Annotated in this window: 22 protein-coding genes and 1 pseudogene; 8 read left to right on the forward strand and 15 right to left on the reverse strand. The window is 33.4% G+C overall.

Going from position 1 to position 25,414, the window contains the following annotated elements; genetic code table 11:
• Positions 1-74: 74 nt before the first annotated feature.
• Positions 75-1,505, forward strand: coding sequence for an IS4 family transposase (locus DN392_RS25000; RefSeq protein WP_149238111.1), 1,431 nt, complete (start codon positions 75-77; stop codon positions 1,503-1,505).
• 339 nt (positions 1,506-1,844) lie between these two features.
• Here the strand turns inward: DN392_RS25000 and DN392_RS25005 are convergent, their stop codons facing one another.
• The 3 genes from DN392_RS25005 to DN392_RS25015 form a co-directional block, all read right to left on the reverse strand.
• A complete protein-coding gene (locus DN392_RS25005; protein ID WP_001176332.1) occupies positions 1,845-2,120 on the reverse strand; it encodes a hypothetical protein in 276 nt (91 codons plus the stop codon).
• Between the two features lie 238 nt (positions 2,121-2,358).
• The gene (locus tag DN392_RS25010; protein WP_048566106.1) at positions 2,359-3,240 is read right to left on the reverse strand and encodes an alpha/beta fold hydrolase; all 882 of its coding nucleotides are present in this window, start codon (positions 3,238-3,240) and stop codon (positions 2,359-2,361) included.
• A gap of 174 nt (positions 3,241-3,414) precedes the next feature.
• The gene (locus DN392_RS25015) at positions 3,415-4,410 is read right to left on the reverse strand and encodes a CgeB family protein (RefSeq protein ID WP_071742274.1); all 996 of its coding nucleotides are present in this window, start codon (positions 4,408-4,410) and stop codon (positions 3,415-3,417) included.
• Positions 4,411-4,753: 343 nt separating this feature from the next.
• Here DN392_RS25015 and DN392_RS25020 point away from each other — a divergent pair, with 343 nt between their 5' ends.
• The 4 genes from DN392_RS25020 (at position 4,754) to DN392_RS25035 (ending at position 9,740) form a co-directional block, all read left to right on the forward strand.
• On the forward strand, positions 4,754-5,509 hold the full coding sequence (locus DN392_RS25020; RefSeq protein ID WP_048559867.1) for an ABC transporter ATP-binding protein: 756 nt from the start codon (positions 4,754-4,756) through the stop codon (positions 5,507-5,509).
• 23 nt (positions 5,510-5,532) lie between these two features.
• Positions 5,533-7,503: an FtsX-like permease family protein gene (locus DN392_RS25025; RefSeq protein ID WP_048566104.1), complete on the forward strand. Its 1,971-nt coding sequence runs from the start codon at positions 5,533-5,535 to the stop codon at positions 7,501-7,503.
• A gap of 64 nt (positions 7,504-7,567) precedes the next feature.
• The gene (locus DN392_RS25030) at positions 7,568-9,157 is read left to right on the forward strand and encodes an ATP-binding protein (RefSeq protein WP_048566103.1); all 1,590 of its coding nucleotides are present in this window, start codon (positions 7,568-7,570) and stop codon (positions 9,155-9,157) included.
• Positions 9,135-9,740, forward strand: coding sequence for a response regulator transcription factor (locus DN392_RS25035; protein WP_116891148.1), 606 nt, complete (start codon positions 9,135-9,137; stop codon positions 9,738-9,740). The genes DN392_RS25030 and DN392_RS25035 overlap by 23 nt, the downstream gene beginning before the upstream one ends.
• Before the next feature lie 109 nt (positions 9,741-9,849).
• Here DN392_RS25035 and DN392_RS25040 read toward each other — a convergent pair whose 3' ends face one another.
• Both DN392_RS25040 and DN392_RS25045 read right to left on the reverse strand, forming a co-directional pair.
• On the reverse strand, positions 9,850-10,449 hold the full coding sequence (locus tag DN392_RS25040; RefSeq protein WP_048566101.1) for a DJ-1/PfpI family protein: 600 nt from the start codon (positions 10,447-10,449) through the stop codon (positions 9,850-9,852).
• A gap of 55 nt (positions 10,450-10,504) precedes the next feature.
• Positions 10,505-11,488 (reverse strand): phosphotransferase enzyme family protein, encoded by a 984-nt coding sequence (locus DN392_RS25045; RefSeq protein ID WP_142286988.1) that lies wholly within the window; start codon positions 11,486-11,488, stop codon positions 10,505-10,507.
• Positions 11,489-11,635: 147 nt separating this feature from the next.
• Between DN392_RS25045 and DN392_RS25050 the strand changes: the two are divergent.
• Positions 11,636-12,101: pseudogene (locus DN392_RS25050) on the forward strand (hypothetical protein).
• A 220-nt stretch (positions 12,102-12,321) separates the two neighbouring features.
• Here the strand turns inward: DN392_RS25050 and arsC are convergent.
• The 7 genes from arsC to DN392_RS25085 form a co-directional block, all read right to left on the reverse strand.
• Positions 12,322-12,726: an arsenate reductase (thioredoxin) gene (arsC, locus tag DN392_RS25055; protein ID WP_064057504.1), complete on the reverse strand. Its 405-nt coding sequence runs from the start codon at positions 12,724-12,726 to the stop codon at positions 12,322-12,324.
• A 25-nt stretch (positions 12,727-12,751) separates the two neighbouring features.
• Positions 12,752-13,792, reverse strand: coding sequence for an ACR3 family arsenite efflux transporter (gene arsB, locus DN392_RS25060; protein WP_000826571.1), 1,041 nt, complete (start codon positions 13,790-13,792; stop codon positions 12,752-12,754).
• An 18-nt stretch (positions 13,793-13,810) separates the two neighbouring features.
• Positions 13,811-14,248 (reverse strand): ArsI/CadI family heavy metal resistance metalloenzyme, encoded by a 438-nt coding sequence (locus DN392_RS25065; protein ID WP_048566099.1) that lies wholly within the window; start codon positions 14,246-14,248, stop codon positions 13,811-13,813.
• A 60-nt stretch (positions 14,249-14,308) separates the two neighbouring features.
• On the reverse strand, positions 14,309-14,614 hold the full coding sequence (gene arsR, locus DN392_RS25070) for an arsenical resistance operon transcriptional regulator ArsR (protein WP_000046014.1): 306 nt from the start codon (positions 14,612-14,614) through the stop codon (positions 14,309-14,311).
• 515 nt (positions 14,615-15,129) lie between these two features.
• Positions 15,130-15,639: a DinB family protein gene (locus DN392_RS25075; RefSeq protein WP_001076301.1), complete on the reverse strand. Its 510-nt coding sequence runs from the start codon at positions 15,637-15,639 to the stop codon at positions 15,130-15,132.
• Between the two features lie 546 nt (positions 15,640-16,185).
• Positions 16,186-18,042, reverse strand: coding sequence for an alpha/beta fold hydrolase (locus tag DN392_RS25080; RefSeq protein ID WP_064057503.1), 1,857 nt, complete (start codon positions 18,040-18,042; stop codon positions 16,186-16,188).
• 58 nt (positions 18,043-18,100) lie between these two features.
• Complete coding sequence (locus DN392_RS25085; protein WP_048566096.1) at positions 18,101-18,667, reverse strand: TetR/AcrR family transcriptional regulator; 567 nt, start codon at positions 18,665-18,667, stop codon at positions 18,101-18,103.
• 995 nt (positions 18,668-19,662) lie between these two features.
• On the opposite strand from DN392_RS25085, the gene DN392_RS25090 reads away from it, so the two are divergent.
• Complete coding sequence (locus DN392_RS25090) at positions 19,663-20,346, forward strand: GntR family transcriptional regulator (protein WP_000659654.1); 684 nt, start codon at positions 19,663-19,665, stop codon at positions 20,344-20,346.
• A gap of 21 nt (positions 20,347-20,367) precedes the next feature.
• Positions 20,368-21,000 carry a sterol desaturase family protein gene (locus tag DN392_RS25095; RefSeq protein WP_000770119.1) on the forward strand — a complete coding sequence of 211 codons (633 nt, stop codon included), beginning with the start codon at positions 20,368-20,370 and terminating at the stop codon, positions 20,998-21,000.
• A 613-nt stretch (positions 21,001-21,613) separates the two neighbouring features.
• On the opposite strand, the gene DN392_RS25100 is transcribed toward DN392_RS25095, so the two are convergent.
• Genes DN392_RS25100 through DN392_RS25110 form a run of 3 tightly spaced genes read right to left on the reverse strand, consistent with a single transcriptional unit; the run spans position 21,614 to position 25,369 of the window.
• Positions 21,614-22,717 (reverse strand): Ger(x)C family spore germination protein, encoded by a 1,104-nt coding sequence (locus tag DN392_RS25100; RefSeq protein ID WP_088091621.1) that lies wholly within the window; start codon positions 22,715-22,717, stop codon positions 21,614-21,616.
• On the reverse strand, positions 22,714-23,817 hold the full coding sequence (locus DN392_RS25105) for a GerAB/ArcD/ProY family transporter (RefSeq protein WP_033659858.1): 1,104 nt from the start codon (positions 23,815-23,817) through the stop codon (positions 22,714-22,716). Before DN392_RS25105 ends, DN392_RS25100 begins: the two co-directional genes overlap by 4 nt.
• Before the next feature lie 4 nt (positions 23,818-23,821).
• Positions 23,822-25,369, reverse strand: coding sequence for a spore germination protein (locus tag DN392_RS25110; RefSeq protein WP_001051402.1), 1,548 nt, complete (start codon positions 25,367-25,369; stop codon positions 23,822-23,824).
• Positions 25,370-25,414 lie beyond the last annotated feature (45 nt).

Consider the following 25,414-nt stretch of genomic DNA (forward strand, 5'->3'; position numbering starts at 1 on the left):
ATATTTAATATCCTCAAAATGAAAAAAATACGTTATTCTTTCTGTAGAATCATAGGAAAGGATGGCGTTTTTTTATGTCTGTTTCTGTGTCTGACGAATTACAATTATTTGCTCAAGAGATTCAAAGTTTTTTATCTCCAAATACCTTACAAAATCTTGCTAGAGATGTTGGTTTTGTACAACGAACCAGTAAGTACCAAGCAAAAGATTTAGTAGCTTTATGTGTATGGGTGAGCCAAAATGTAGCTATGACTTCTTTAACTCAGTTATCTAGCTGTTTAGAAGCATCAACAGCAGTACTCATCAGTCCTGAGGGACTGAATCAACGATTTAATAAGGCGGCCGTCCAACTTTTACAACACCTACTAGCCGAACTACTAAGCAAAAAATTGGCCGCATCTATGCCGATTTCTTCTCCATACACTTCTGTTTTCAAGCGTATTCGTATTTTAGATTCAACTGCATTTCAACTCCCGGATGTATTTTCATCGGTTTATCCAGGTGCAGGAGGATGCAGCCATACAGCGGGGGTAAAGATTCAGCTTGAGTATGATCTATTAAGTGGACAGTTCCTTCATATTCATACAGGTCCAGGTAAACAACATGATCGAACCTACGGTACTCTGTGTGTTCCAACTGTGGCAGCGAATGATTTATGTATCCGAGATTTAGGGTATTTTCATTTGAAAGATCTTCAACATATACAAGACAATAAGGCCTACTATATCTCTCGTATCAAGTCGAATACACGTATGTATCAAAAAAATCCTAACCCTAATTATTTTCAAGACGGAAGAGTTAAGAAAGGTACAGAGTATATACAGATAGATATGGAGACGTTAATGAACTCCCTTCAACCAGGACAAACATGTGAAATAGCTGATGCTTATGTAGGAATGATTGATAAAGTGCCAGCTCGTGTAATTGTTCATCGATTAACAAAACAACAGCAACAAAAACGATTACAAGATCAAGCTGTAAGAGAAAAAAAGAAAGGAATGAAGTATTCTCCTCGTAGTAAACGACTCAGTGGTATCAATGTATATATGACAAACACCTCTACAGATATTGTCCCGATGGGACAGGTACATGACTGGTATTCTTTGCGTTGGCAAATCGAAATTTTATTTAAAACGTGGAAGTCATTCTTTCAAATTCATCATTGTAAAAAGATAAAACCAGAACGATTGGAGTGCCATTTATATGGTCAATTGATTGCCATTCTACTCTGTTCTTCTGTCATGTTTCAAATGCGCCAATTGCTCCTCATAAAGAAAAAACGAGAGCTAAGTGAGTATAAAGCCATATATATGATTAAAGACTATTTTCTTCTTCTATTCCAAACTATACAAAAAAACATCCAAGAGCTATCAAAGGTGTTACTTCGCCTGTTCAATCTCCTACAGCAAAACGGGCGGAAGTCTCATCGATATGAGAAAAAAACGGTCTTTGATATATTAGGTGTCGTTTACAATTGTACCCTGTCTGATAATCAAGCCGCTTAATTCAAAAAAGTGAAACCCGTTAGGGTTTATTTCGTATGCAAATCTTTTAATCACCTACACTTGCTCTTTAGAAAAAAGAAACAATCTCGCCTAAAATTGACATTGCATAATCTTAGCTTGATAGCGATGGGGTGGTACCCCTAATACCCCATATTAGAAAAAGAAGAGTTTGAATCCTTTAACGTACAGGGCGTTCCATATATCATTGTAAAGGATCATGAAAATAACATTCAAAAATTAATTCTTGGATTCAGCACTCAATCATTAGAAAAGGCTATTTTATAATAATCATCCAAAAAAAAGAAACGAACATATATTGTTCTTTTCTTTTTTTGGTGTTTAATGCTCAAGAAAACTTATAACCGCATAAGTATATAGAACGACTAGAGCAAAGGCACATATTCCCATAATTATAATCGCTAGTGCGCTTTTCTCTTGTCTAAACCCTATAATTCCAAGAATAAATGCACTCAACATTGTTACCTTAAGCATTGTAGAAAGGTTGGGAATTGAATATCCACTCAACCAGGTAGAGAAACTTACAATTACAGAAAAAGAGAACAACGTTAGAACAATAGATAATATATTAATGTGCTTCCCATACTTCAGTTGCATTTCGCTAGCCTCTTTTCATTATTGAATAATAGGTAGGTGACTATATTTTTATTTTATTCTAAATTTTCTTGAAAATATACAACAAAAAGAAGAGGTTGTCCCAAAAAGTCGCTGAATAGTTACTTTTTGGCACCTCTTTTCTTTATTTTTTACTTTCCTCTAGTTTAGAGATACTTGTTTCTTTTTCAGGTAACGTATCAAGAAAATCCGTTGCTCAAATTCGAACAACGGACCTTCTTTATTTGAACCAATTTAAAACATCCTCAGCAATCTCTTCCGGTCTATCCCAATGCATTAAATGCCCTGTATCTGTGTAAAGCTTAGTCGTAATATCAATACGCTTCTTAAATTCTGCAATCTGCAATTCTCTTATTTCTAAATAATTATGTGGCAGGTCACAATACAATAGTAAAATATCATTTTTAATTTTATGCAATTTCAACGTTTTATACACCGTATATTGGAACTTAATTACACCTCTAGCGGTATCGCCAGTAGCATGCCATTTCACTTTATTATCTTCTCGCATTAAATCATAAACCGCACGTTCTATTAATGGTGACCATCTGCTGTAAACCATTTTTTCTGATTGGATGAATGCTTCTTTACTGTCAAAAATATATTCATCAAAATCTTTTTCGTAATGGGTGATTTCTTCTTCTAATAATCGCGGTGGGCACTCTCCTTCTTTTGCACCTTTATATAGCTCCGCAAAATAATTTGCATTCATTTCACCATGATGATAACCACCATCTAGCAAAACCATTTTATTCACTTTTTCTGTACATTCTGCTGCATAGTGAAGCGCAACGCTTGCTCCCCATGAATGCGCTAATATATGAAATGTTTCTTTTCCTATCTGTTCAAGTAATGCTACTACCCAATTTGTTAAATGGGATGCACCGTAATCTTCATCCTTCTCAAAACTTGGTGTTTTCCCATGTCCAGGTAGATCAAACGATACAATATGATAGTTATCTTTTAAAAGTTCCGCTATTTCTATAAAACTTAATTTTGTACTTCCTAAACCATGAAAACAAATGATTTGAGGATTACTTTTATCTCCCCATTCACAAACACTTGCTTCATATTCGCCAAATTCTACAAAAAAGTGATTCATTTTAATCTCCTCTAATTATCAGATATAAATTAGTTTGAATGCGAAATTGTTTTTTCAGAATAAATGAATTCGACAAAATTATCCAAATCCCTTTTCGTAAATGTTTTTTATAGAATGCGAGAGTTAACTCTCGTTGAAAGCACGAAACGCTTATCATTTAAATTAATGGTTAAACTACATCTTCACCCCTATAAAATTAATATAGTTTAATAATTGTATTATACGTCTATCATATGTGTGATTTTTCAAAGTCCTATCCAGCCCATTTTTTGCTATTTGTTTTCTTTCTTGTACATGCTCCAAATAATACTCCGCTTTTTGTATAAACTCTGGTGCACTATTAAACCTTTCTATTTCAACACCTGGTATGTAATGCTTTGCTACATCTGGACGTATATCCGTTAATTGAAAAGAACCTACGGCATTAATTTCAAACGTCCTATTATTTACTGAATATGCTTGGATATTTGCAGAATTACAATTCAATTCCTTATCACTTGGTGAACGATGTAAATTTATATTGATTTTAGTAGAGGCGTAAAATTGTAACGCATCTTCATACTTTGCAAGTGGCAAGAGTTGTATTTTATCCTTTAATCTTTCATAATTCTTTAACTTCTCCCAACCAAATCCCACAATTTTTGTATTTTTTTCTGCTAAATACTCTGAAATAGAATCAACAAAGGTAAGTCTATTTTCAAATGCTGTACCTATAAAACTAAGATCATATTTATATGTATCTTCTTCCTGAGAAGGTTTAAACACATCTTGATTTGCTGCTAACGGAAGATGAAATACATTCTTACATCCTAATCCTCTATAAAACTTGATACAATTTAAATCTTGCGTAAATATGTAATCATAGTACGGCACAAGATGTTGTGTTACATCCGTATAATACGGATCATCTGTCAGCCAAAGTCCAGTAGTAAAACCTGCACTCTTTAGTACTGGCATGACACTAATAATTCCCTCGTTTAAACCACCAAGTACCAAAATAAAATCCGGTTTCATTTTTAATACGGTTTCTATCGCTCGTTCTGGGTTCACCATAATTGTATTACTGTTTACCTTTTGTAAACTATTCAAAATTGCTTCTTCGATCATTGGATAATAAAAAGGAATGCCTGATTGAATAAATAAAATTTTCTTAGGCGTATTGTCTTTCATGTCATCTCCCCTATTTCTACATAATCAAAGTACACAAAAATTAGCAGTCTTTATTCATTTTATGACATCTTCCTTTACATGTATAAGCAACGTTTATGTCCATTATGTTGCACTTCCCTCTTTTCACAGGCTAACGACCATACTTCTTTTATTCATATCCCTATCATGATATATCTATCATTTTTTATTACTTATACAACTTCATAAAAGAAAAACAAAATTATTTTCTCCTTTTATTATCAGTTACACCATTTCGTAATACAAAGTTGCGCTTTTTACTCATGCTTCTATATATATCAAAAGATACACTTTATATATAAATAGATGAAAAGGAGTAAATAAAATGAATGCATTAGTATCTGCAAGGAATGTAACAAAGATTTATAACAAAAACCAATTACCTGGACTTAATAAAGTGTCATTTGATATTAAAGCGGGCGAATTTGTAGGTATCATGGGGGCCTCTGGATCTGGAAAAACGACTTTATTAAATATTTTATCCACTATCGACACACCTACAGATGGCGATGTTTTTATAAACGGGGTCAACATCGAAACGCTTAACAATAATAAATCTGCTGATTTTAGGAAGGATTATTTAGGTTTTATTTTTCAGGAGTATTTTTTACTTAATAGCTTAACAGTAAAGGAAAATATTGCGGTTCCCCTTACTCTGTTAAAAAAATCACCAAAGGAAATTGAATCAACAATAGAAAGTTTAGCACGGCGTTTTGGAATATTTGAGCAATTAGGCAAGTATCCTAGTCAGCTGTCGGGTGGACAAAAACAAAGAGTTGCAGCTGCAAGAGCCCTTGCGAAGCAGCCTAGTATTTTATTTGCAGATGAGCCAACAGGCGCATTAGATTCAAATTCTGCAACAGAACTACTTCAAAAATTAAAAGAAGTAAACGAGGAACTTCAAACTACAATTTTAATGGTAACTCATGATGCCTATGCAGCTAGTTTTTCTAGTAGAATTTTAATATTCAAAGACGGGAACATTATAAAAGAATTAAAGAAAAATAAGCAAAATAGAAAAGAATTTTTTGAAGAAATATTAAAAGAAATCTCTAAAATTGATGAAAATCGATATAACTAGAAATATGAAAGGAAGATTGAACTATGGGATTATTTACAATTGCAAAAAAGAATTTAAAAAATAACTTCTCCTTCTATTTATTCTATTTTATTTCAGTAGCTTTTGTACTGATGGTATTTTTCTCCTTTATCTCTTTTTCCATGAACGACATTGTTATGGAAAAGATTTCGTCTGACGGTAGAGTAGAAACAATGTCAAAAACAGTGGCGATCTTTGTTATGGCATTTGTACTATTCTATATGTCATACTCTAATACATTTTTTATGAAAAAAAGAATGAACGAGCTCGGCATTTACTCCCTTTTAGGATATAGAAAATCAACGATTCTAAAACTGTTAACTTTTGAAAATATAATAATTTGCTTTGCTGCCTTACTTGTAGGAATTATTTTTGGTGCTATTGCTCATAAAGGGATTGTAGGAGCGATAATTAAAATATTAAAATTACAAATAGATACTTCTAAAGTACCATTTATTAACCTTGATGCAGTACTATTCACCTTTTCTTTTATCTTTGCTGTTATTTTTGTTTTATCTTTATCAAATTGGATTATCCTTCGAAAAAGTTCCTTACTAACTTTAGTACGTATGGAACAAAAGGAAGAAAATAAGGTGAAAATTAATACAGCTTTTTCACTACTAGGATTATTTTTAATTTTAATTGGCTATTTCTTAGCTATCGATATTACACGAGGCATGAAATCCTTGTGGAAAACAATTGGCTTTTCACCAATTGCTCTCTTAACAATGTTCAATGTAATATTAGGAACAATCTTCTTTATTCATTCTTTTTTACCATATGCTATTCAAAAGCTGAAGAAAAATAAAATATGGTTTTATAAAGAATCCAATATTATCGTCATCCCAAACTTTATATTTAAAATCCGTTCAAAAGCAAAAACATTAATTTTGTTAACCTTATTAACCGCTGGAACTTTAGCTATTTTCAGTTCTACTCTACTGACACTTTACTATCCAGTTGCCGCTACAGAACGTATCGTACCTTCAGCTATTGAATTCCCATTAGAAGATAAAGAAGTAGCCAATAAAGCACTACAAACTGTACAAAACACTGTCGATAAAGAAAGTATGAACTATACAGAAACAACCATAATTAACGGAAAATCTAATTCTGAGAGTTTGCCAAAAGAATATAGTATAAAAAAGGAACACGGATTTGATCTTATCTCTGAGTCCGATTACAGAGAGTTAATACATGTTCAGGATAAAAATGTAGAATTTAATCATTTAGCTAAAAATGAAAGCATCCTAGTAAAATATCGACCTGAAAAAGAAAACCCAGATAAAGGGAAAATATATACTTTAAACGTAACCGCTACAACTAATATAGACGTTAAAGTGAAAGACACTACATTACTTAATCCCATTGGATTTGCAAATAGTGTAGGAACGCTTATTATCTCGGATCAACTGTATAAAGAAATAAAAACTTTAAAGCTACCACAAAAAACGATAGTGAGTTTTAATGGGAAAGATATGAGGACTAATAAAGCTGTTTATGAAAACTTAGCCCCACTATTTAAAAATAATATGTATTTTACAAGCAGTTACCAAAAAAATGATTATATTATTCAGCAAAATAGCTCAACGTTCTTGCTTATTAGTTTTATTACTATCATCTTCTTTATTGCAACAGGCAGTATTCTCTATTTCCATAACCTTTCAAGTGTGATGGCAAATAAAAACGAATTTATTATTTTAAATAGAATGGGTTATAACAAAAAGAAGATAAAAAGAATAATAGGTAAAGAAATTTTCACCTTGTTTAGCATTCCATACATATTAGGATTAGCACATAGCATTTTTGCATTAGTTGCCTATAAAACCGCGTTAATGGATGACCTATTAGGGAAAAGCAGTGCCTTTATATTACCTATTCTTTTTGCAGTAATTATTTTTACTGTTGTATATATCGTTTATTATTTGTTAACAAAAAGAGCATGTTATAAAATTATATTTAACAATAAAAAATAAAGCTGATGATAAATAAAAAACATCAGCTTTATCTATATGTAATCTAGCAAAGGTTCGTGATTTTATGAAAAACTACTATGAGCAAAAACAAATTTTAATTTTAATTAACCAACTTTGTATGATTATTTTTTTATGCTATGAATTTTCAATGAACAATATTATAGGAACCGCAAAATTACTCCCTTTACTGTTTATAACGATCATGTCCATTTATGGATCATATATTAGTTTTATCAATTTAAAAAACAATACTCTATTATCACAGTTTTCGAGTTTACTACTTTTTACTTCTTGGCAGTTTTTACTTACACTAAATGATGAACAGATTTTTCGTACATTCAGTACACTACTGAGTGTCTTGATTCTATATAAAATCGTGCAATTTATACTCCTATTCTTTTTCCAAGATTCTATTTATAGTTATAAAAAAGAAAAGGATTGGATTTTACAAGTTACATGTTTACTAACATTAAGCGCATATTTAATAAACGATAGAATATTTTCCATTCTATTTTCATTTCAATGGCTTATTAGTGTTAGTTGTATTATTTTTCTGTTCCTGCAACATTACAAACGAATACAATTTGTTTGTAAAAGTGAAAAAAAGCATTTACTTAAATCTACTGCAATTCTTATCGTTCCTTTTATCGTATATGTTACGTTCTTTGGAAAGAGTCCCGAATACGTAAATAATTTAGGATGGTACATAATAATTTTGTTTCCCCTATTTAGTATTCATGCAATAGCTTTTAAAAATCATATGTCTATAAAACAATATTTCCCCTTAAAAAAAGGCGCAATCACTTTTATGTTTTTATGCATTTTTATTTTTATAAGTGTACTCGGGGTACTATTTCAATTTAATATGGTAACTTATTTCATTTTTATACATACAATTATTTGGTTCGTTCAGCTTTATTTCACATTATTATTTCAAGACACAAAAAACACTATCTCAAATTTGAATACAAAAGAATTAAAAACTTTGCCAGACAGTTCTTATGTTCATAACTTAGTACAAATAGTGAAAGAAGAACAATTAAAAAGTGGATTTTCTAATTATTTACACGATGAAATACTACAAGACATATTGGCTGTAAAAAATATGATGAACAAATCTAACAAAAAAGAAATTCATGACATGATTGTAGCCACACTGGACAACTTAAGTCATACAATACGCATTGAAATGCAAGAGTATCATCCAACTCTATTAAAAACACTTACATTAAAAGAAAATTATCTTAATTTACTCAAAATGATACAAAAAAAATATGAAATGAAACATGTTAATATATCCTTTAAGTGTAATGACGACTTGTTTTTAGTAGAACCCTATCAGCTTGTCGTATATCGAATTTTAAAAGAACTAGTAACGAATGCATTCAAACATTCAAATTGTTCACAGATACATTTACATTTAACACAACAAAATGGTGAAATACAACTTATTGTGAAAGATGATGGTATAGGTTTAACAACTACCGACGCAGACATACTAAATGGTCATAAAGGATTGAATTCAATTAACGAACAGCTACTTTTATTAAATGGTGAAATGACCATTTCAAATAGCACTCCTTCTGGTTTATGCATTACTATTTTTATTCCGATGAAAGGAGACGATTCCTATAAACATTTTATTAATAGATGATCACGCTTTGTTTGCAAAAAGCTTGGAAATAGCCTTAGAAGATTATCCTGAAATAGATGCCTTTCACTCATTACAAAATATCGAAAATGTCATTACAATTATCAATCAGTTTAAACCAGATATTATCTTACTAGATATTAATTTGAGCAATATCAGTAGTGAAGATGGTTTGGAAGTAGCTAAAATGATTTTGGATAGTAAATGTAATACAAAAATAGTTATATTAACAGGTTATGATTTACCTGTTTACCAGTATGAAGCTCAAAAACTAGGTGTGAGTGGTTTTATTAATAAAAATATTTTACCTGAAGTATTGGTTCAAATATTAAGTGACATTAATAAAGGCGCATCTCATTTTCCAACCTCTACAGAAATAATTGAAGAATTAACTCATAGTGAGAAACAAATTTTACAATTACTATGTGATGGCTATAAGCGCAAAGAAATTGCTTCCATGCTATACGCTAGCGAACGTACAATTTCCAATCACATTCAACACGTATTTGATAAATTAAACGTTTCCTCTTCTTTAGAAGCTGTCACGAAGGGAATAAAATTAGGTTATATTCAGCCAAATTATTAAACATAGAAAATGAATACATAAAAGAAAGAGCCGGCTCGTATGAGTTAGCTCTTTCTCTTTTACAATATCTAATACACTCTATAGCAAAAAAACTATGATTACAGTCAAATCACTTCCAAACGACACCTCGCCGCTCATATTCCATTCTATATTCAACAGCAGCTGCAATTTTAGGACTTGCGAACCTTTCCGTGATCCAAAGTCCTAAATCAACTCCTGAAGTAACTCCTCTTGCGGTAATAACATTCCCTTGATCCACAATTCTGTAAGGAAGAAATTCTGCTCCATATTCACTCATTTCATTCTGCGCCAAATGATGCATTGTTGCCTTTTTATCATTCAATATACCGGATGTAGCTAGTAACATACCTCCAGTACAAACTCCCGCCACAATCGTTCCTTCATTGTGCATCTCTTTAATCATTTCGGTCAAAGTACCAAGCTCTGCTTGCTTGCGTGCCCCGTGCTTTGCTTTATGATTCCAGCCACCACCAGGTACAATTAACAAATCTGGACGATTATCCATTCGTAAAAAATCATGTAATTTAACCGTAACTCCAAACGAAGTAGTAATTTCTTGTTTCGGTTCACTTGATACGAGTTCAATCTTAAATGGAGCACCTTCTTCTATCGCTCTTTTTAGTACTTCAAAAGGTGCAAAGGAGACAAGTTCTCCGAAACCGTCAAACAATACAATTTGTATTTTCATTTTTAGAACACCTCATATGGTTTCTTTTTTGAATCCTAAATTTGTAGAATACATGTTATGTACAAATTAACAATGAAGATAGTCTTTCTCCTCTTACTCTGTAAACTTCCAAATGTTCTTCTAATTGCCTTTCATCACTTATTACACTTAGCGTTTTCTTCACAAAATTCCAATTCAAACTACCGGATAGCCATAGTAATGAAGACAGTCTTTTATAATCATTTGAAGTTACAATATTACTAGCCTTATATCCTTCTAAAAATGAACTAGCAACACTTGAACATACTTCATGAGACTGTATTCCTTCTGTTCGCGAGTACCATTTTATTAAAAAGGCTAGTCCTTCAATGCGGTCTACATATCCAATTGATTCAAAATCTACAATTCCTTTTATCTGTTGATTTGAGTCCCATAAAACATTCAAAGGATTTAAGTCTGTTTGTACGATAAACTCTAATTCACTCGTATATGCGCACTCTATATGATATTTAGCTAGATTTATATACTCCCGTACGTCTTTACATGCGCTAGCCTTACTTTCTAACATACTTATAAACTGGGCATACCCATCCAAATGAGATTTCTTTCGAAAAATCGAGCTTTGAAATGTACTAGAAATATCATGTATCTTTCTTGCCTTCTTTCCAAACGATTCTGCAATAGGTTCTGTACAGTGTGTAAGATGCTCTCCTTCAATCCAATTAGACAATACAAATCGGTACTGTTCATCATTCCAAGTGACTAATGTAAATGACTCCCCTGACCTATTCTTGTTAATTTTCATAAAAGGAATTCCATGCTCATGTAAATAATATGTAAAGCGTACTTGCTCTTTCAATTGTTCGTTTGATAACGCTCCAAAAGCTGGATTGATTATTCGATTGCTATTTATAAACCGTGCGGAATATCGATTTCCATTTACCATGATTTTATAGTGTAAATCTGTATGCCAGCTATTTATATGTAATTCTTCTTCTATTACTAATGAACGGATTTCTGTAAAATAATTCATTACTACATTTCTTATTATGTGTTTCACCCCGTTCTCTCCTTTCATACAAAAAATTAGCGTACATGTAATTCATTGCGCTCCCCATAACAAAATGTATTTCACTTCATTAAGCATAGCTAGGATATTTCAAATAGGAAATAGAATTATAGAAAATAGTAGATGGGGGGCCTATTATTGAAGAGATTAACATTCGGTATAATTGGAGCATTAAGTATCACCTTATTCATTGGATGTACAAGTAATTCAAATGAAACGAAAGCTTCCAATAAAGAAGCATCCACAACAGTGAAAGAAAAAGAAATTGCATCTGAAAACGTTATGTTTGAACAAAAAGAAGTGAGAACACTTGAGATTAGTCCTGTAAATTCAAAAAGTAGTAAATAAAGAAAATATGAAAACAATTTTTACAAGTATGGAAAGCGCAGAGAAAAAAACACTCCTTCTAGATCAAGATGCCAAAAACTATATGCATTCAAAAATGAAGGTTACTTATGAAGATAATTCTATTCAAGAATTCTTTGTTTGGATAGAATCTGACGATGGCATCGTAATAGCAAAGGCAAGTGATGAAACGCACGTTGAAGGATATGATTTACGTGAGGATAATTCTCAAAAAATCATTCAGCTTTTCAAAAAATAACTTTTATTTTTCTTTTGAATAGATTAAACCATCATTTTTTCTAAACTGACTGATTTAGTATTTGTTATCAGTAACGCCTCACCATTCTTCAAAATTTCTTATCTTAACTTTGTCATTTTACAAAATATTATCTCTTTTTCAACTAATCCCCAATAGTAAATATGTGTAGTAAAAAAAGAGCCAATCTCCAACAAAATAGTAGATTGGCTCTTCCCTTTATTTACTCCCCTGTTTCAGAAAATCGTTTTATACGTTCCCCAATTTCATCGCGAACACGTTGAAATTCAGACCATTCTTTTCCTGCCGGATCATCAAATCCCCAGTGAACACGATTTACGTGCGAAGGTGTCGAAGGACAAACAGAATCCGCATGACTACAAAGGGTAACGACTAAATCAGCGTTATTTAAAATATTTGCATCAATTATATCTGATGTTTGATTCGTTATGTCGATATTTACTTCATTCATTGCTTTAATAGCATTTGGATTTACTCCGTGCGCTTCGATTCCTGCAGAATATACATTCCACTTATCGCCTAAATATTGTTTGCCCCATGCTTCTGCCATTTGGCTTCGGCATGAATTTCCTGTGCATAAGAAATAGATTGTCTTTTTGTTTTTCATGTTGTTTTCCGCCTTTATTTTTAAATTATACTGGTTGATCATTAAAATATTTACGCTTAAACCAAAAAGCAACGTTTACAAGTGCAATCATTACAGGTACTTCAACTAACGGCCCGATAACAGCTGCAAATGCTGCACCCGAATGAATACCAAACACACCAACTGCTACAGCAATTGCTAATTCAAAGTTATTACTACCTGCTGTAAATGCTAACGTTGTAGTCACTGGATAGTTTGCACCAATTTTTCTTCCCATAAAGAAAGAAACAAAAAACATTACAATAAAATAGATTAATAATGGAATCGCTATTCTTACTACATCTAATGGTACGCTAACAATCATTTCCCCTTTTAAAGAGAACATAACGATGATTGTAAATAATAATGCAAGTAATGTCAGTGGACTAATCTTCGGTATAAATACCTTTTCATACCACTGTCTTCCTTTTAACTTAACGAGTACAAAGCGTGTTAACATACCTGCTATAAAAGGAATTCCCAAATAGATAAATACTGATTTCGCTACTTCTATCATTGTAATATCGACAATAGCCCCTTCAATCCCTAACCATTCTGGAATGACTGTTACAAACACGTATGCATAAACGGAGAAGAATAACATTTGGAATACTGAGTTAAAAGCTACTAAACCTGCTGCATACTCTTTATCCCCATCTGCAAGATCGTTCCAAACAATTACCATTGCAATACAACGTGCTAAACCAATCATAATGAGCCCGACCATGTATTCTGGCTTATCTGGAAGAAAAATAATTGCTAAAACAAACATAAGTACAGGACCAATAATCCAGTTTTGTACTAAAGATAAAACCAATACTTTTACGTCTTTAAATACTCGGCCCATTTCCTCGTAACGAACTTTCGCTAATGGTGGATACATCATGACAATTAAACCAACAGCGAGCGGGATGGACGTCGTTCCAACTTGTAATGTATTCAGTCCGTCTACTACACTAGGAAACACAAACCCTAAACCAATCCCAACAGCCATAGCTAGAAAAATCCATAGTGTTAAATATCGATCTAGAAAAGATAAACGTTTCATTTTATTTTCCATCTCCTATTAACAACAAGAATTTTGTTCTACTACGTTAGAAGTCGTGCAACAAGATGCCTCTTCTATTTTATGAACATCACTATGTGCTTTTGTATAAAAGAATTCCCACTCGTTCCCATCAGGATCTGTTACCCAAAACTTATCTTGAACCGCATAGCAACAAGTCGTATCCATCTCATCACGTGCAAAGAAACCTTCTTTTTCTAATCGTTCTTTATGTAATGTAATTTCTTCAGCTGTATCCACTTGGAAACCAAAATGATTTACCTGATTTCCATTCACTTTATCTCGTACGTTCAGCGTAAAGTTAAGTCCTGGCGTCTCTAATAAAAATTTTGCATAATCCACTTTCACCTTAACTGGTGACACACCAAATACCTTTTCGTAGAATTCGATAGACTTCTCTAAATCCGTAACATTTATACCAACATGAACATATCTCATAGCTTATTCCTCCTCTTTATATGTTATTAATCAAGTTTTTTTGATTAATAGTGCAAAATTTTAACAACAGCTACCTTTTCCTGTTTTTCTAAAGATACAACATAATTCTTCTGATAATAAATTATTTACTTCCGCATCATTTAAATCATAATAACTCCACGTACCTTTTGTTTCTTTTACAATTAAACCTGCATCTAATAAAATCTTTAAATGATATGACAACTTAGATTGCGTCATTTCAAAAATCTCTGTTAAATCACATACACAAGTCTGGCCTCGCTGGCAAAGTTCATACATGATTTCTAGACGCTTCTGATCCGCCAACGCTTTAAACTTTTTCTCATAGAGCTGAAAATCTTGTGCCACTGTAGTTCACTCTCCCTTCATCAATTTTTTTTGATATTTATAGTATATACGCAGATGAGTTCTATATGCAACTAGTTCATCAAGTTTTTTTGATTTATCAAAAAAACTTCCTCGCATCCTATCTTTGCTACAACTAAAAAAGCCCATAGCCTTTTCAAAAATGAAAAACTATGGTTCTTTTTACAACTTAATAGTTACAATATTTCGGAGGAATGGAGTCTCTATAACTGTTTTAAATTTTAATTTGATCATTATAGAGTAGTGCCCCGTCACCCTCAATCTAAGAAAAATAAATACCCCAAAATGAGAAAAATCGATATAACTCTTGTTTTTGGTGCATATTCATAAAAAGCACGTCACCCTTTCTCATTAACATAAGAGAATAGTAACGTGCTTTTTATTTCAAAAATAGTCTAAATCCTTAAGTTGATGGTTGTGGGGCGGGACCCTAATAAGAACGGTATCTAAGGTTGTATGAGTGGTGTTAGTTCCATTCCAAAGGCCTCAGCCGACGATTAACTCAAGTACCGGTTTCGGATGACCCCCATGTGATGAAGTTCGTGTCCTGCGATGCCGTACGCGAGGGCGCGCGCCGTAATGCTTAGGTTGTTGGCTGTGCCCTTGCGGGTCCATGCCTCCGCCGGTAGTCCGCGCAGCAATGTGATCGTTGATTGCCGTACGGCCCGGTAGTCTTCGGCCAATTGCTCGGTTGTCCAACTTCCGAAAGGAGGCATGAACAATTCCTGATCAAAACCAGTCAGAGACGTCTGGTCCCCTCTTGCGAACCGGAGCAGGCGGTAGGTCATGACGCGTTCCGAGTCTGCAATGTGGCCCACGACTTCTTTCAGCGTCCATTTTCCTTCCGCATACCGATACGCGTACTGGCTTTCGGTCAACGATGCCAGGAGCTCGGTCATTTGCTTTTCCTGGGCGAGCAGAATATCGATGATGTTACCGTCCGGCACCAAACGGATATATTCGCCGGAGTTCCCGGCGTATTCTTCTTCTGACGGTCTTTGATTCATGCGTAGTCACCTCTTATATGTAGATATAGAAAATTATAGCACTCGTCTATGTCTAATAAATTCTCGAAATGATAGAACTTTCCTTCTAATAATTGAGGATAAGCAACTATTTAGTTTGTCGGTCGCCACACTATCCTGATTCGTTAGCACAATAAGCAATGCTAATCAATAATGCATAAAAATTATCTGTTATACAATATTTCGAAGTTATTAATATATAAAGGTAACACCTTCTTTTTTAATTTAAAGATGGATTTTCAGTTATATTTTGAAATGAACCGGAGTAAAACACACTAGTCTAACTACTTTTTTATAAACATCGTAACATTATTCCCCCCCCATATTGCCATCAATTTGAGAAATGTATTCTTCTCAAAAATGAAAATCGACCTAAGATCCTATGGACAACTATGAAAGGATAAAATTTTCGTTTTGGGGATATTTCAGAAGTATAGCTTGATAGGTATGGGCAGGGACCCCAAACAGTACGATTTTATTTCAAAGACACAACGATTTTACTACACACTTTTTATTTATCTCACACTCTCATCTGCTAGTATTACTATTTTTTATTACTAATGTTGCCGTTTCACTCGGATGGCTAAGAGGAAAATGATGGCCATATGGAACAAAATCAACCTTACCAAGATGCGATGGAGCAGAATAGCCTCTGTCATAATCCCCCCAAATAATGTGAAGATTATACTTTGTTACTTCATTGAAATCACCTTGATCGTTTTTCAGTAGTAAACTGTTAAGCTGAACCGTAGTATTTAAAATTCTAGGAGAAGTAAAACTGTTACTTATTTTTTCAATATAATGTTCAGGGATGCTCTCCGTACTTTCAAACAAACCATTACTTAATAAATAACGCCCTATCAGATTAGTAGTTGCCAATTTTAATGTCCATTTGTTCATAAATTGAGGAACATTTAGCGATTTAGCATTTTTTTTAGCAACAGGTGGCTGAAGTAAAGTGATTGAATACTTCTTATCTATGTACTCTTGTACCAATGCTTCCAGAAGAATAAACGCACCGAATGAATGGCCAATTAGATGTGCACCATTAGTAGCTTTCTCCAATAACTTTTTCACTACATTCAAATAGATATCTAGAAGATTTTTCTCTCGTTTAAAAGGAGAACGTCCCAAACCTGGAAGATCCAAGATCCATACAGGTTGACCAGTTTTTTCATGAAGTTCTTGTGCTAAAGGAAATAAATCCTCTCCATCACTCAATAAACCATGTAATAAAATAAACGGTTTACCCTCTCCTTGTAATTGGTAAAGGGTAGTGTTATCGCATAATGTTCGTTTAAATAAATGATTATGCTGGCCATTTTGATACATCATTCGATAATCCAGATCAGCTACTACGGCAGGGAAAAATTTCATTACACTCGTCTTCTTAAACCAATCTCCTCCCATAATTTTTTTCGCTGAAACATTTGAAAATTTTCGTTTTGTAATAAAATTCAGTCCATCAGAAGGAATTTTTGTTATTTTACTTACTCCACTATTCATAATTGCTTTCATAAGTGGCATTGGGACAGAGAGTTTTGGTGCCCTCATATTCATACTTTCCGACATAATACTTAATAATTCAGCAATGTTCGGATCGTGCTGTTTGTCTTCAACAAGTGTATATGTTTGAATAGTCGGTTGCTCCAATTTGAAAACCTGCACAATAAACTTCGCAAGCTCATCGTTTGAAATAAGTGGTAACCTATATCCCTTACCTCCAGGAATCACTGGCATGAGCCCTCTTCGCATACTCATCACAAGCAAACCTAATCCTGCTATCTGCTCTGTACTCCCTGTTTTACTACTACCGACTACAGTTGGCGGATTAATTACAGAAAGCGGATAACCTACTGCTGATGCCTGGTGACGGATATAAAGATCTGCTAAAAATTTTGTTCTCTCATATGGATTTTTTATTTTCAAATAATTGTTTCCTTCTTGAAACACATCAATTGCAATCTTACTATTTTTATCATCAAAGGGACTCATATAACCTACAACATGAATAAATTGTTGCAAGCCCTTCAATTGATGAATACTTTTAGCTAATTCACTAATATGTTTGGCACCATTTAAAAATACGGAAGCTGCCTCTTTACTTGTCGCTTGAATATCCATGGGGCCTCCTGCGTGAATAATCACATCCGTTTTCAATACCCTCTCCTTATCTTCAGCACTTAGACCTAAATCTATTTTCGTCAAATCACCTTCAATAAAGTGCATAACTTCCTTTTTTAAGATGCCTCTTTCTTGAAAAATGCTTGTTGCTTTACTTTTCGACCTTACTAAAAGAAGAATTTTAACATCCTCTTTGGCTAATTCTTTCACTAATTGCTTTCCAATAAAGCCTGTTCCACCAGTTAAAAATACTGTTCTCATATAAAATCTCCTTTTTAGTACTACTTAGTACTAATTTGATGTAAAAAAAATGCTTCTTTTATCGAAGCAATTTTAAAAAATGATTAGCTGTTTTCGTGATTACAGTTGCATCCTTCAATGTTTCTGAAATAAATAACGCTCCTTCAAGATTTGTAATAAAAAGTGATGCTACCTCATCAATATTAATCGTATTTCTGAATTCTCCATTCTCTACCCCTTGTTTAAGTAATAGAGAAACTTTCTTTTGTAATCCTGTAAAAAAAAGACCTATTTTTTCTTTTATTTGCGTGGCCTGTGTAGGACTTTGAATATAAAGAGTAATAAATGGACAGCTCCCCTTATACTCTCTCGACTGAACTCCTTGTGATAATTGCTTTAAAAACAGTTGGATACGATCTTCAACTAAAAATTGGTTCTGAGAAAGTACGTCATCAATTGCAGATTGATACATTTCAATCCAATAATCAACGACCCCTTCTAATAATACTTCCTTATTAGAAAAATGATAATACACATTAGACTTTGAAACTTTGCTTACACGTACTAATTCATCCATACTTGTATAAGCAAACCCTTTTTCTAAAAATAATGTTGCAGCTACTTCAATCACACGTTTTTGATTCATTAATTTTACCTTTGTCATAACTAGAACTATATAGTACTAATTTAAATATTGCAAGTATTTATGTTCATTTAGAAAAAAGTTTGATTAAAAAAGTTCCACTAACATTGATTTTACTGCAAAAAAATCTTATTTTGAATAAAGTTGAACTGAACCCCGAAATTGTTAATTCACTATCGTCTAATAGAGGTCACCATACATGCCCATCAACTTAAGAAAAAGAAATGCCCCCAAAACGAAAAAATGAGCGGCTTCTCAGAATAGCTATCTGTAGAGAAAGAAAATTTTAATTTAGGGGGATATGAAAGTATTAGCTTGATGGTGATGGGGTGCTCCCCCATCGCTATCAAGCTAATATTCTGAAGTACGCCCAAAATGGGAATTTTATATTTCTATGGTTAATTAGATCTTAGTTATTTTAGGATTCCTAAATTTCCTCAGTCCAATTTAGAAGTTCTTTTCAAAAAATAGGGTTCTTAAATCCGATAAGCATCTTAAGAACCCTTTTTTTTGAAATAGCATTCTAAGTATAAGCATCTTAAGAACCCTATTTTTTGATTTAGCATGGAAAGTATAATCTTTTCTAATTCAGCTTTATTTAAAACATCCTCAATAATTACAACTTGATAGGCATTGTCCTTTCCTTTTGCAGGAACAATTATTTTCATCCCCTTTATATTCCTTCCAGTTCATAATTCTCTATCTTGTCATTGTCATTAATCATAAATAAAATGGATCTTCTCCTGGTTCTATAGTGATGGTTTTTTCCTTGTTCTAAAATAGCGAATTGATAAATGAATTTTCTTAAAATTAAAGAAATTGAGCGCGAAAGCAATGAAAATAAACTATTCTTTTCATAGAAATATATAGAAAGTTCGACAATCCTAATTATAAAAATTCACTCCTTTATAATTGACGGAAAATTCAAATTCATTATATAATTTTGGTATTACCAATGTCTTCAACATGTATTACCATAAAATAAAGGAGACGATGACTTGAAAGAAAAGGAACGCACCTCAGATAAAATTGTGAACGAATTAATTAAATCCATATTGGCCGGTGTTTATTCTATAGGAAGCACTTTACCGCCAGAAAGAGAGCTTGCGAAAGAATTTGGTGTTGGTCGCCCAACTATTCGTGAGGCGCTTCAACGTTTAGGAAGAAGTGGATGGATAACAGGGAGAAAAGGAATGCCATCGATTATTAATGATTATTGGAGCAATGGTAATCTAACGACACTTATTAATATTGTTGAGAATCATCATACCATTACAGATGAATTTATTATGTATTTATTAGAATTTAGAAGTTCGTTGACTCCGACTTATATTCGTAATGCTGTTACGTTTAATCAACCTAAAGTGGTTGCTCTCCTTGCTAATCTTGAGCAACTTGAAGATAGTGCAGAAAGCTATGCAGCATTTGATTGGGATTTGCAAAAAAGGTGTGCTGGGCTTGCTGCCAATCCAATCTTTCTACTCATTTTAAATAGCTTTGATTCCATTTATGTAGATATGGCAAAAAGGTATTTTTCTGTAAAAGATCATCGTGAGTTATCCTTCCACTATTATCACGATTTATTAAAAGCTGCATTAAAGGGAGATGCGATTGAAGCAGAAAGATTGTGTAAGACAACATTGGAGAAAAGCTTGGCTCTTTGGAAAGATAGAAAAAAATAAAGAAAGCTGGAGGCGTGAAAAATGAAACTAAAATATTTTAAAGAATATTTTTCCTATCCTGATATTTTGATTATGAGCTGTCTTTTCCTCACTAGCTTTGGATTTATGATTTTACATTTAACCTCTATCGGAATTTGGGGTGCTTTTATTTTGGGAATGATTATGTATTCCTTAGCTGAGTACGCTACTCACAGGTTTATTTTTCATCTAAAGCCACCAAAGAATGCATTTTTATTAAAAACGCTTAAGCGCCTACATTATGACCATCATACAAATCCGAATGAATTACATTTATTATTTTTACCCTTATGGTATAGTGTGCCAAACATTGCAATTTCAGGAGCGATTTTTTATTTTCTTTCATCCAGCTTTGTCATGACAAACGCATTTATTGCAGGTATTATGCTCTTTTTATTATTTTATGAGTGGAAGCATTATATCGCGCATCGCCCCCTTCAACCAATATCACCATGGGGGCGATGGATGAAAAAAGTTCATTTATGGCATCACTTCAAAAATGAAAATTACTGGTATGGTGTTACGAATCCAGCCTATGATTTTCTCATGGGAACCTTTAAAGACCAAAAAGATGTTGCCCAAAGTAAAACTGCTAAAGACCTAGAGAAACGTGGTGACCAGAAAATAGAATTATAAAAATAATCCATTGTCATCATCCTGGAAATGTTGAATGAATTTTGCAGATTCGACATTTCCCAGGGAGTGGCAGGCATTTTTTCCCATTGAGTAGTACGCATGGTAATAGATTGCGTAAGGATCTTTTGAAAGTTTGTTCTGATCATTTACGAATTTATGTTCTTTTTAGAGGTATTTGTTGGAATGTCTATTGATCAATGAAAGATGAATGTGAAAATAAAAAAGAACTCTTTCATCTGTTGAGGAGTTCTTTTCATATAAATTACGATTGGGGTACCGTCACATCACCATCAAGCTAAGAAATGCAAATACCCCCAAAACGAAAAATAAGCTGCCTTCTGTCAAAAATACACGAAATTTTTAGCTTGAGGTGTTATAAAATTTTTAAGTTGATAGGTAGGGGCAATACCCCATCGCCATCACCTTAAGAATTCAGAATTACCCCAAGACGAAAAAATGAGCGTTTTTGTTACAAGTTAACACAAAATTTCGTTCTGGGGGTACTATAAAATTTAAGGTTCATAGCGATGTGACGGTACTCCTATTAAAGACATTTCTCCTTCTAAAGTAGACAGTACTTGCAATCTTAGTACGAATCACAGTTGAATTCATGTTACTTAATCGTACCCATTCCGGAAATTTTAATGTTAACCTTGACGTTGACATCGCCTTTTGCTAATTCGTTATTCCATTTATTTTGGACTTTTTTCCATTCTGGATATGTGTAAGTTCTTGCATATCTCCCAAGCCCAATAGGATCAATATTGGCAGTTTGTATTTTCTTTATTAATTGTTTGAAATCAGCTTCCAGCTTAGTTTCGATCGCCTTTTGTAATTTTGCTGCATCCTTTCTTGTATGGAACGAAAAAAGCCGTTCTGTAATGCCGACCCTCATCTTTATATCTGTATTAAATATAAACTTATTATCATATCTTACCTTTGTCTTTACTTTAATATTATATGCAGTAAAACTTATCCAATCTTTATCCTGGCTATTCGACTTTAGTTTAATTGCAATTGTAAATGGAAAATCGCCTGTAGTTCTTTGTTGCAGAATGCGTAATAATTTATTTTCATCGTATTTTAGTGTTAGTTTATACCGTCCTTTTTCATCTAGCAAAGCTGTACCTGTCACAAATATTTTTTTCATTTTTTTCATCTCAGTCATATTTGCTGTTAACCCTTTGTCTGCTATTTGTTCATGTAGTTCTTGAAGATTTGTTTTTACTGTTATATTTCTTAAAGAGGCGGTATCAACTAGTTTTGTTAAATATAGAGGAAGACGCGGCTTATCATTTGGATTATAATAGATGACGTCTGAAACAGGTCCATCTACAGCAACAACCCTTGTGGTAACTGTATTTTTGGGATCTCGGTAAAATGGATCGAGATATTTCATCCAATTTTTTTGTTTCAGTAACCGTTTTCCAACTAAAATAACCTGTGTTTTGCTTCCCGAGGTAAGTGCCATAACAGTAGCATCAAATTGGTCTCTAGATTTTCGAACCGTAGCAGATTTTACAACAGTAGTTTCTTCTTTTACTTTTGCTTCTTTATTAAAAACAGGGCTTGATATATACACTAATAAATTATCATTACGATCTAAATCAATACCAAGAACAAGAGTAAGAGAAACGTCTTCAACATTTGTTTGATCAAAGCATCCAGTCATCATGAATACCGATAACAAAATACAACACAGTACTTTTCTTTTCAATGTATCCTCCCCTGGCGAAACTTCTCATATAGACAGCAGTACAGCCATAAAATGATAGGTAATATATAGGTTAATCCTAATCCAGCATTCGATAATACCTGTTGCCAAATTTCGGCTTCATTCCAACTAGGATGAGTCCAAAATATGAATCCGATAATGAGCAATAAGAGAATTACTACATGAGAGCTATGGTCTTGTTTTCCAAGTAATTGGCTTGAACAAAATACAGCGCAATATATGGTGGGAATCCATGCTGTGGAAACAACGGGTAAGTAAAGAGCCAATAAAATCATGTCAAAACGTTCTAAAAAACGAAACTCAATTACTTTAAGTAAATTTAGTACTGGTTGGTTAAATTGCGTAATGCTATCAGGGCTAAAATAGGCAAAGCAAACAAAAGTAGCAAATAAATAAAATAACATCGTTAAAGTATTTGCAATAACCATTCCATGGACTGCATACTGTTTTTTTTGTAAAAAGGGATATAAAAAGAACGCAATATCAAATCCTAAATAAGCAAAAATAGTGGTCGGTACAGCTGTAAATATAGGTTTCCACCCATCTTTTAAGAGCGGAAAGAATGGCATCCAACTTCCGTTCTCTTTAAGAGGTATCAAGAAAAATAACGGAATCCAAAGCATCGTATAAAAAGTAAGTTCGGAGTACCGCCCTATAATACGAGGGCCGTTACGTGCGACAAGAAAGGTAGGAATCGAAAACAAAAAGATAACGAGATAGTCAGGCGTTTTTGGAAGAAGCCATCCCTTAAGATAAAGCATAGCGTTCACAAGAACTACACAAGAATAAAAAGAGAAGTACATCATGTAAATAACAACGAATGCTCTCCCTACTATTTTTCCAAACAATCGTATAAGAATGTCATAAATCGTGTCCTCGGGATATCTTGCAGCAGTTTTGACTATAAATACACCTGATATTGTGGAGAATATCCAACCAATCAATATAGCTATCCATCCATCTGTTCCGGCTTTTTCTGCAAGCACACGGGGAAGCGATAAAACGCCAGTGGCCACCTGCATTCCATTGATTAAAACAATATACTGCATAAGAGAGATTTCATTATAAGCATACTTTTTCATAATTTCACCTTTTATTACGATTCTTTCCTTGTCGAATAGATTGAATGGTTCCATTCCCCTTAGGACGCCTTCTTATTGTCCATAAAGGAAAGCGTACAAAAGCATCTTTCATATCTGCAAAACGAAAGGGTGCTAATGGTGTTCCGTAAGAAGTACCTAGCGATTTAAGACTACTTAGATGCCCAATTAAAGTCATCCACCCGATAACAAGTCCTACAATTCCAAATAAGGCAGCTGCTAGCATCATTGGAAAACGTAAAAGTCTTACTGCCGCTCCCATATCATAGTTAGGAATAACAAAAGAAGAGATGGCGGTAACAGCGACAACAATAATCATAATATTGCTTACAATTCCCGCCTGAACAGCCGCCTGACCAATGACAATACCACCTACAATTCCAACTGTCTGACCAATCGGAGTAGGTATCCGTAAAGCCCCTTCTCTCATCGTTTCCAATGTTATTTCCATAAGTAATGCTTCCATAACTGGAGAAAAGGGTACACGCGTTCTTGATTCAGCAATAGATAAATATAGCTCTACAGGAATAACTTCAAAATTAAAGGAAATAAACGCAACATAACTCGCCGGCAGAAATAAAGCAACCATAAAGGCGATAAAACGAAGCAACCGAATAGACGAAGCAACTAACCACCTTGTACCGTAATCATCAACTCCTTGAAAAAAGGAAATAAAATTTGTTGGAGTAATTAATACATTAGGTGAATGATCCATTACAGTTACAAATCTGCCCTGTAAAATGTGAGATACAGCCAAATCAGGTCTTTCAGTTAATATAAATTGCGGAAACGGCGAGTAAGGGTGATCTTCAATGAATTCTATAAGTTCGCCATTACTAGTCACAGCGTCGATTGTAATATTTTGAATTCGTGTTTCTAATTCCTTCAGCACATCTTCAGAAGCTACATCTTTCAAATATAAAATAGAAATTTTGGTTTTGCTTCGTACACCAATTACTATTTCTTTTATCGCTAATTCACGATGAGGAATATATCTTCGAATCATTGCGATATTTTGACTTCCAGTTTCTATGAATGCTTGATGTGTACCCTTTAGAGCTATTTCGTTATGTGCATCTTCAACACTTCTTTGTGGCCATCCTTTTGTATCCAATTGATGTGCTGTTGTTCGACTGTGGATTAATAAAACACTATCTCCCCCATAAATAGCATTTTCAATCTGACTCAATGTATTAATAATTTTAATTTGTCCTAATGGAATTGGAAGTTCTGTATTGGTATCAAAATCACTATTCATCAAAGGACTTAGGACATGATTCTGAATCAATTCTTTATCTGTTAATCCAGACAAATATACTAAAGCTGCTTCTAATCCATCTACTGTTATTTGAAACCGCCGAATTACTAAATCAGGCGCTTGACGAAATATATTCTGAATATCAGCTATGTTTTTGGTTAAATCAGCGTCTAAGAGGGCATCTTCAATATTTTTTTCCTGAAAATGAGTATTGTCTAGTATTGGAAATGACTTAGGATTATCTCTATATTTTAAACGCCTCAAAAATTTAGCCATGATTCTCTCACTTTCTATGTACTTTTTATAGTATGTTTAGTATGC

The sequence above is a fragment of the Bacillus sp. BB51/4 genome (assembly GCF_008368845.1).
Classification (GTDB): domain Bacteria; phylum Bacillota; class Bacilli; order Bacillales; family Bacillaceae_G; genus Bacillus_A; species Bacillus_A wiedmannii.

Excerpts from the sequence above, each read along its gene's own strand:
- DN392_RS25000 (WP_149238111.1), top strand. The coding sequence starts at position 75 with ATGTCTGTTTCTGTGTCTGACGAATTACAATTATTTGCTCAAGAGATT.
- DN392_RS25005 (WP_001176332.1), bottom strand. The coding sequence starts at position 2,120 with ATGCAACTGAAGTATGGGAAGCACATTAATATATTATCTATTGTTCTA.
- DN392_RS25010 (WP_048566106.1), bottom strand. The coding sequence starts at position 3,240 with ATGAATCACTTTTTTGTAGAATTTGGCGAATATGAAGCAAGTGTTTGT.
- DN392_RS25015 (WP_071742274.1), bottom strand. The coding sequence starts at position 4,410 with ATGAAAGACAATACGCCTAAGAAAATTTTATTTATTCAATCAGGCATT.
- DN392_RS25020 (WP_048559867.1), top strand. The coding sequence starts at position 4,754 with ATGAATGCATTAGTATCTGCAAGGAATGTAACAAAGATTTATAACAAA.
- DN392_RS25025 (WP_048566104.1), top strand. The coding sequence starts at position 5,533 with ATGGGATTATTTACAATTGCAAAAAAGAATTTAAAAAATAACTTCTCC.
- DN392_RS25030 (WP_048566103.1), top strand. The coding sequence starts at position 7,568 with ATGAAAAACTACTATGAGCAAAAACAAATTTTAATTTTAATTAACCAA.
- DN392_RS25040 (WP_048566101.1), bottom strand. The coding sequence starts at position 10,449 with ATGAAAATACAAATTGTATTGTTTGACGGTTTCGGAGAACTTGTCTCC.
- arsC (WP_064057504.1), bottom strand. The coding sequence starts at position 12,726 with ATGAAAAACAAAAAGACAATCTATTTCTTATGCACAGGAAATTCATGC.
- arsB (WP_000826571.1), bottom strand. The coding sequence starts at position 13,792 with ATGAAACGTTTATCTTTTCTAGATCGATATTTAACACTATGGATTTTT.
- DN392_RS25065 (WP_048566099.1), bottom strand. The coding sequence starts at position 14,248 with ATGAGATATGTTCATGTTGGTATAAATGTTACGGATTTAGAGAAGTCT.
- DN392_RS25075 (WP_001076301.1), bottom strand. The coding sequence starts at position 15,639 with ATGAATCAAAGACCGTCAGAAGAAGAATACGCCGGGAACTCCGGCGAA.
- DN392_RS25080 (WP_064057503.1), bottom strand. The coding sequence starts at position 18,042 with ATGAGAACAGTATTTTTAACTGGTGGAACAGGCTTTATTGGAAAGCAA.
- DN392_RS25085 (WP_048566096.1), bottom strand. The coding sequence starts at position 18,667 with ATGAATCAAAAACGTGTGATTGAAGTAGCTGCAACATTATTTTTAGAA.
- DN392_RS25095 (WP_000770119.1), top strand. The coding sequence starts at position 20,368 with ATGAAACTAAAATATTTTAAAGAATATTTTTCCTATCCTGATATTTTG.
- DN392_RS25105 (WP_033659858.1), bottom strand. The coding sequence starts at position 23,817 with ATGAAAAAGTATGCTTATAATGAAATCTCTCTTATGCAGTATATTGTT.
- DN392_RS25110 (WP_001051402.1), bottom strand. The coding sequence starts at position 25,369 with ATGGCTAAATTTTTGAGGCGTTTAAAATATAGAGATAATCCTAAGTCA.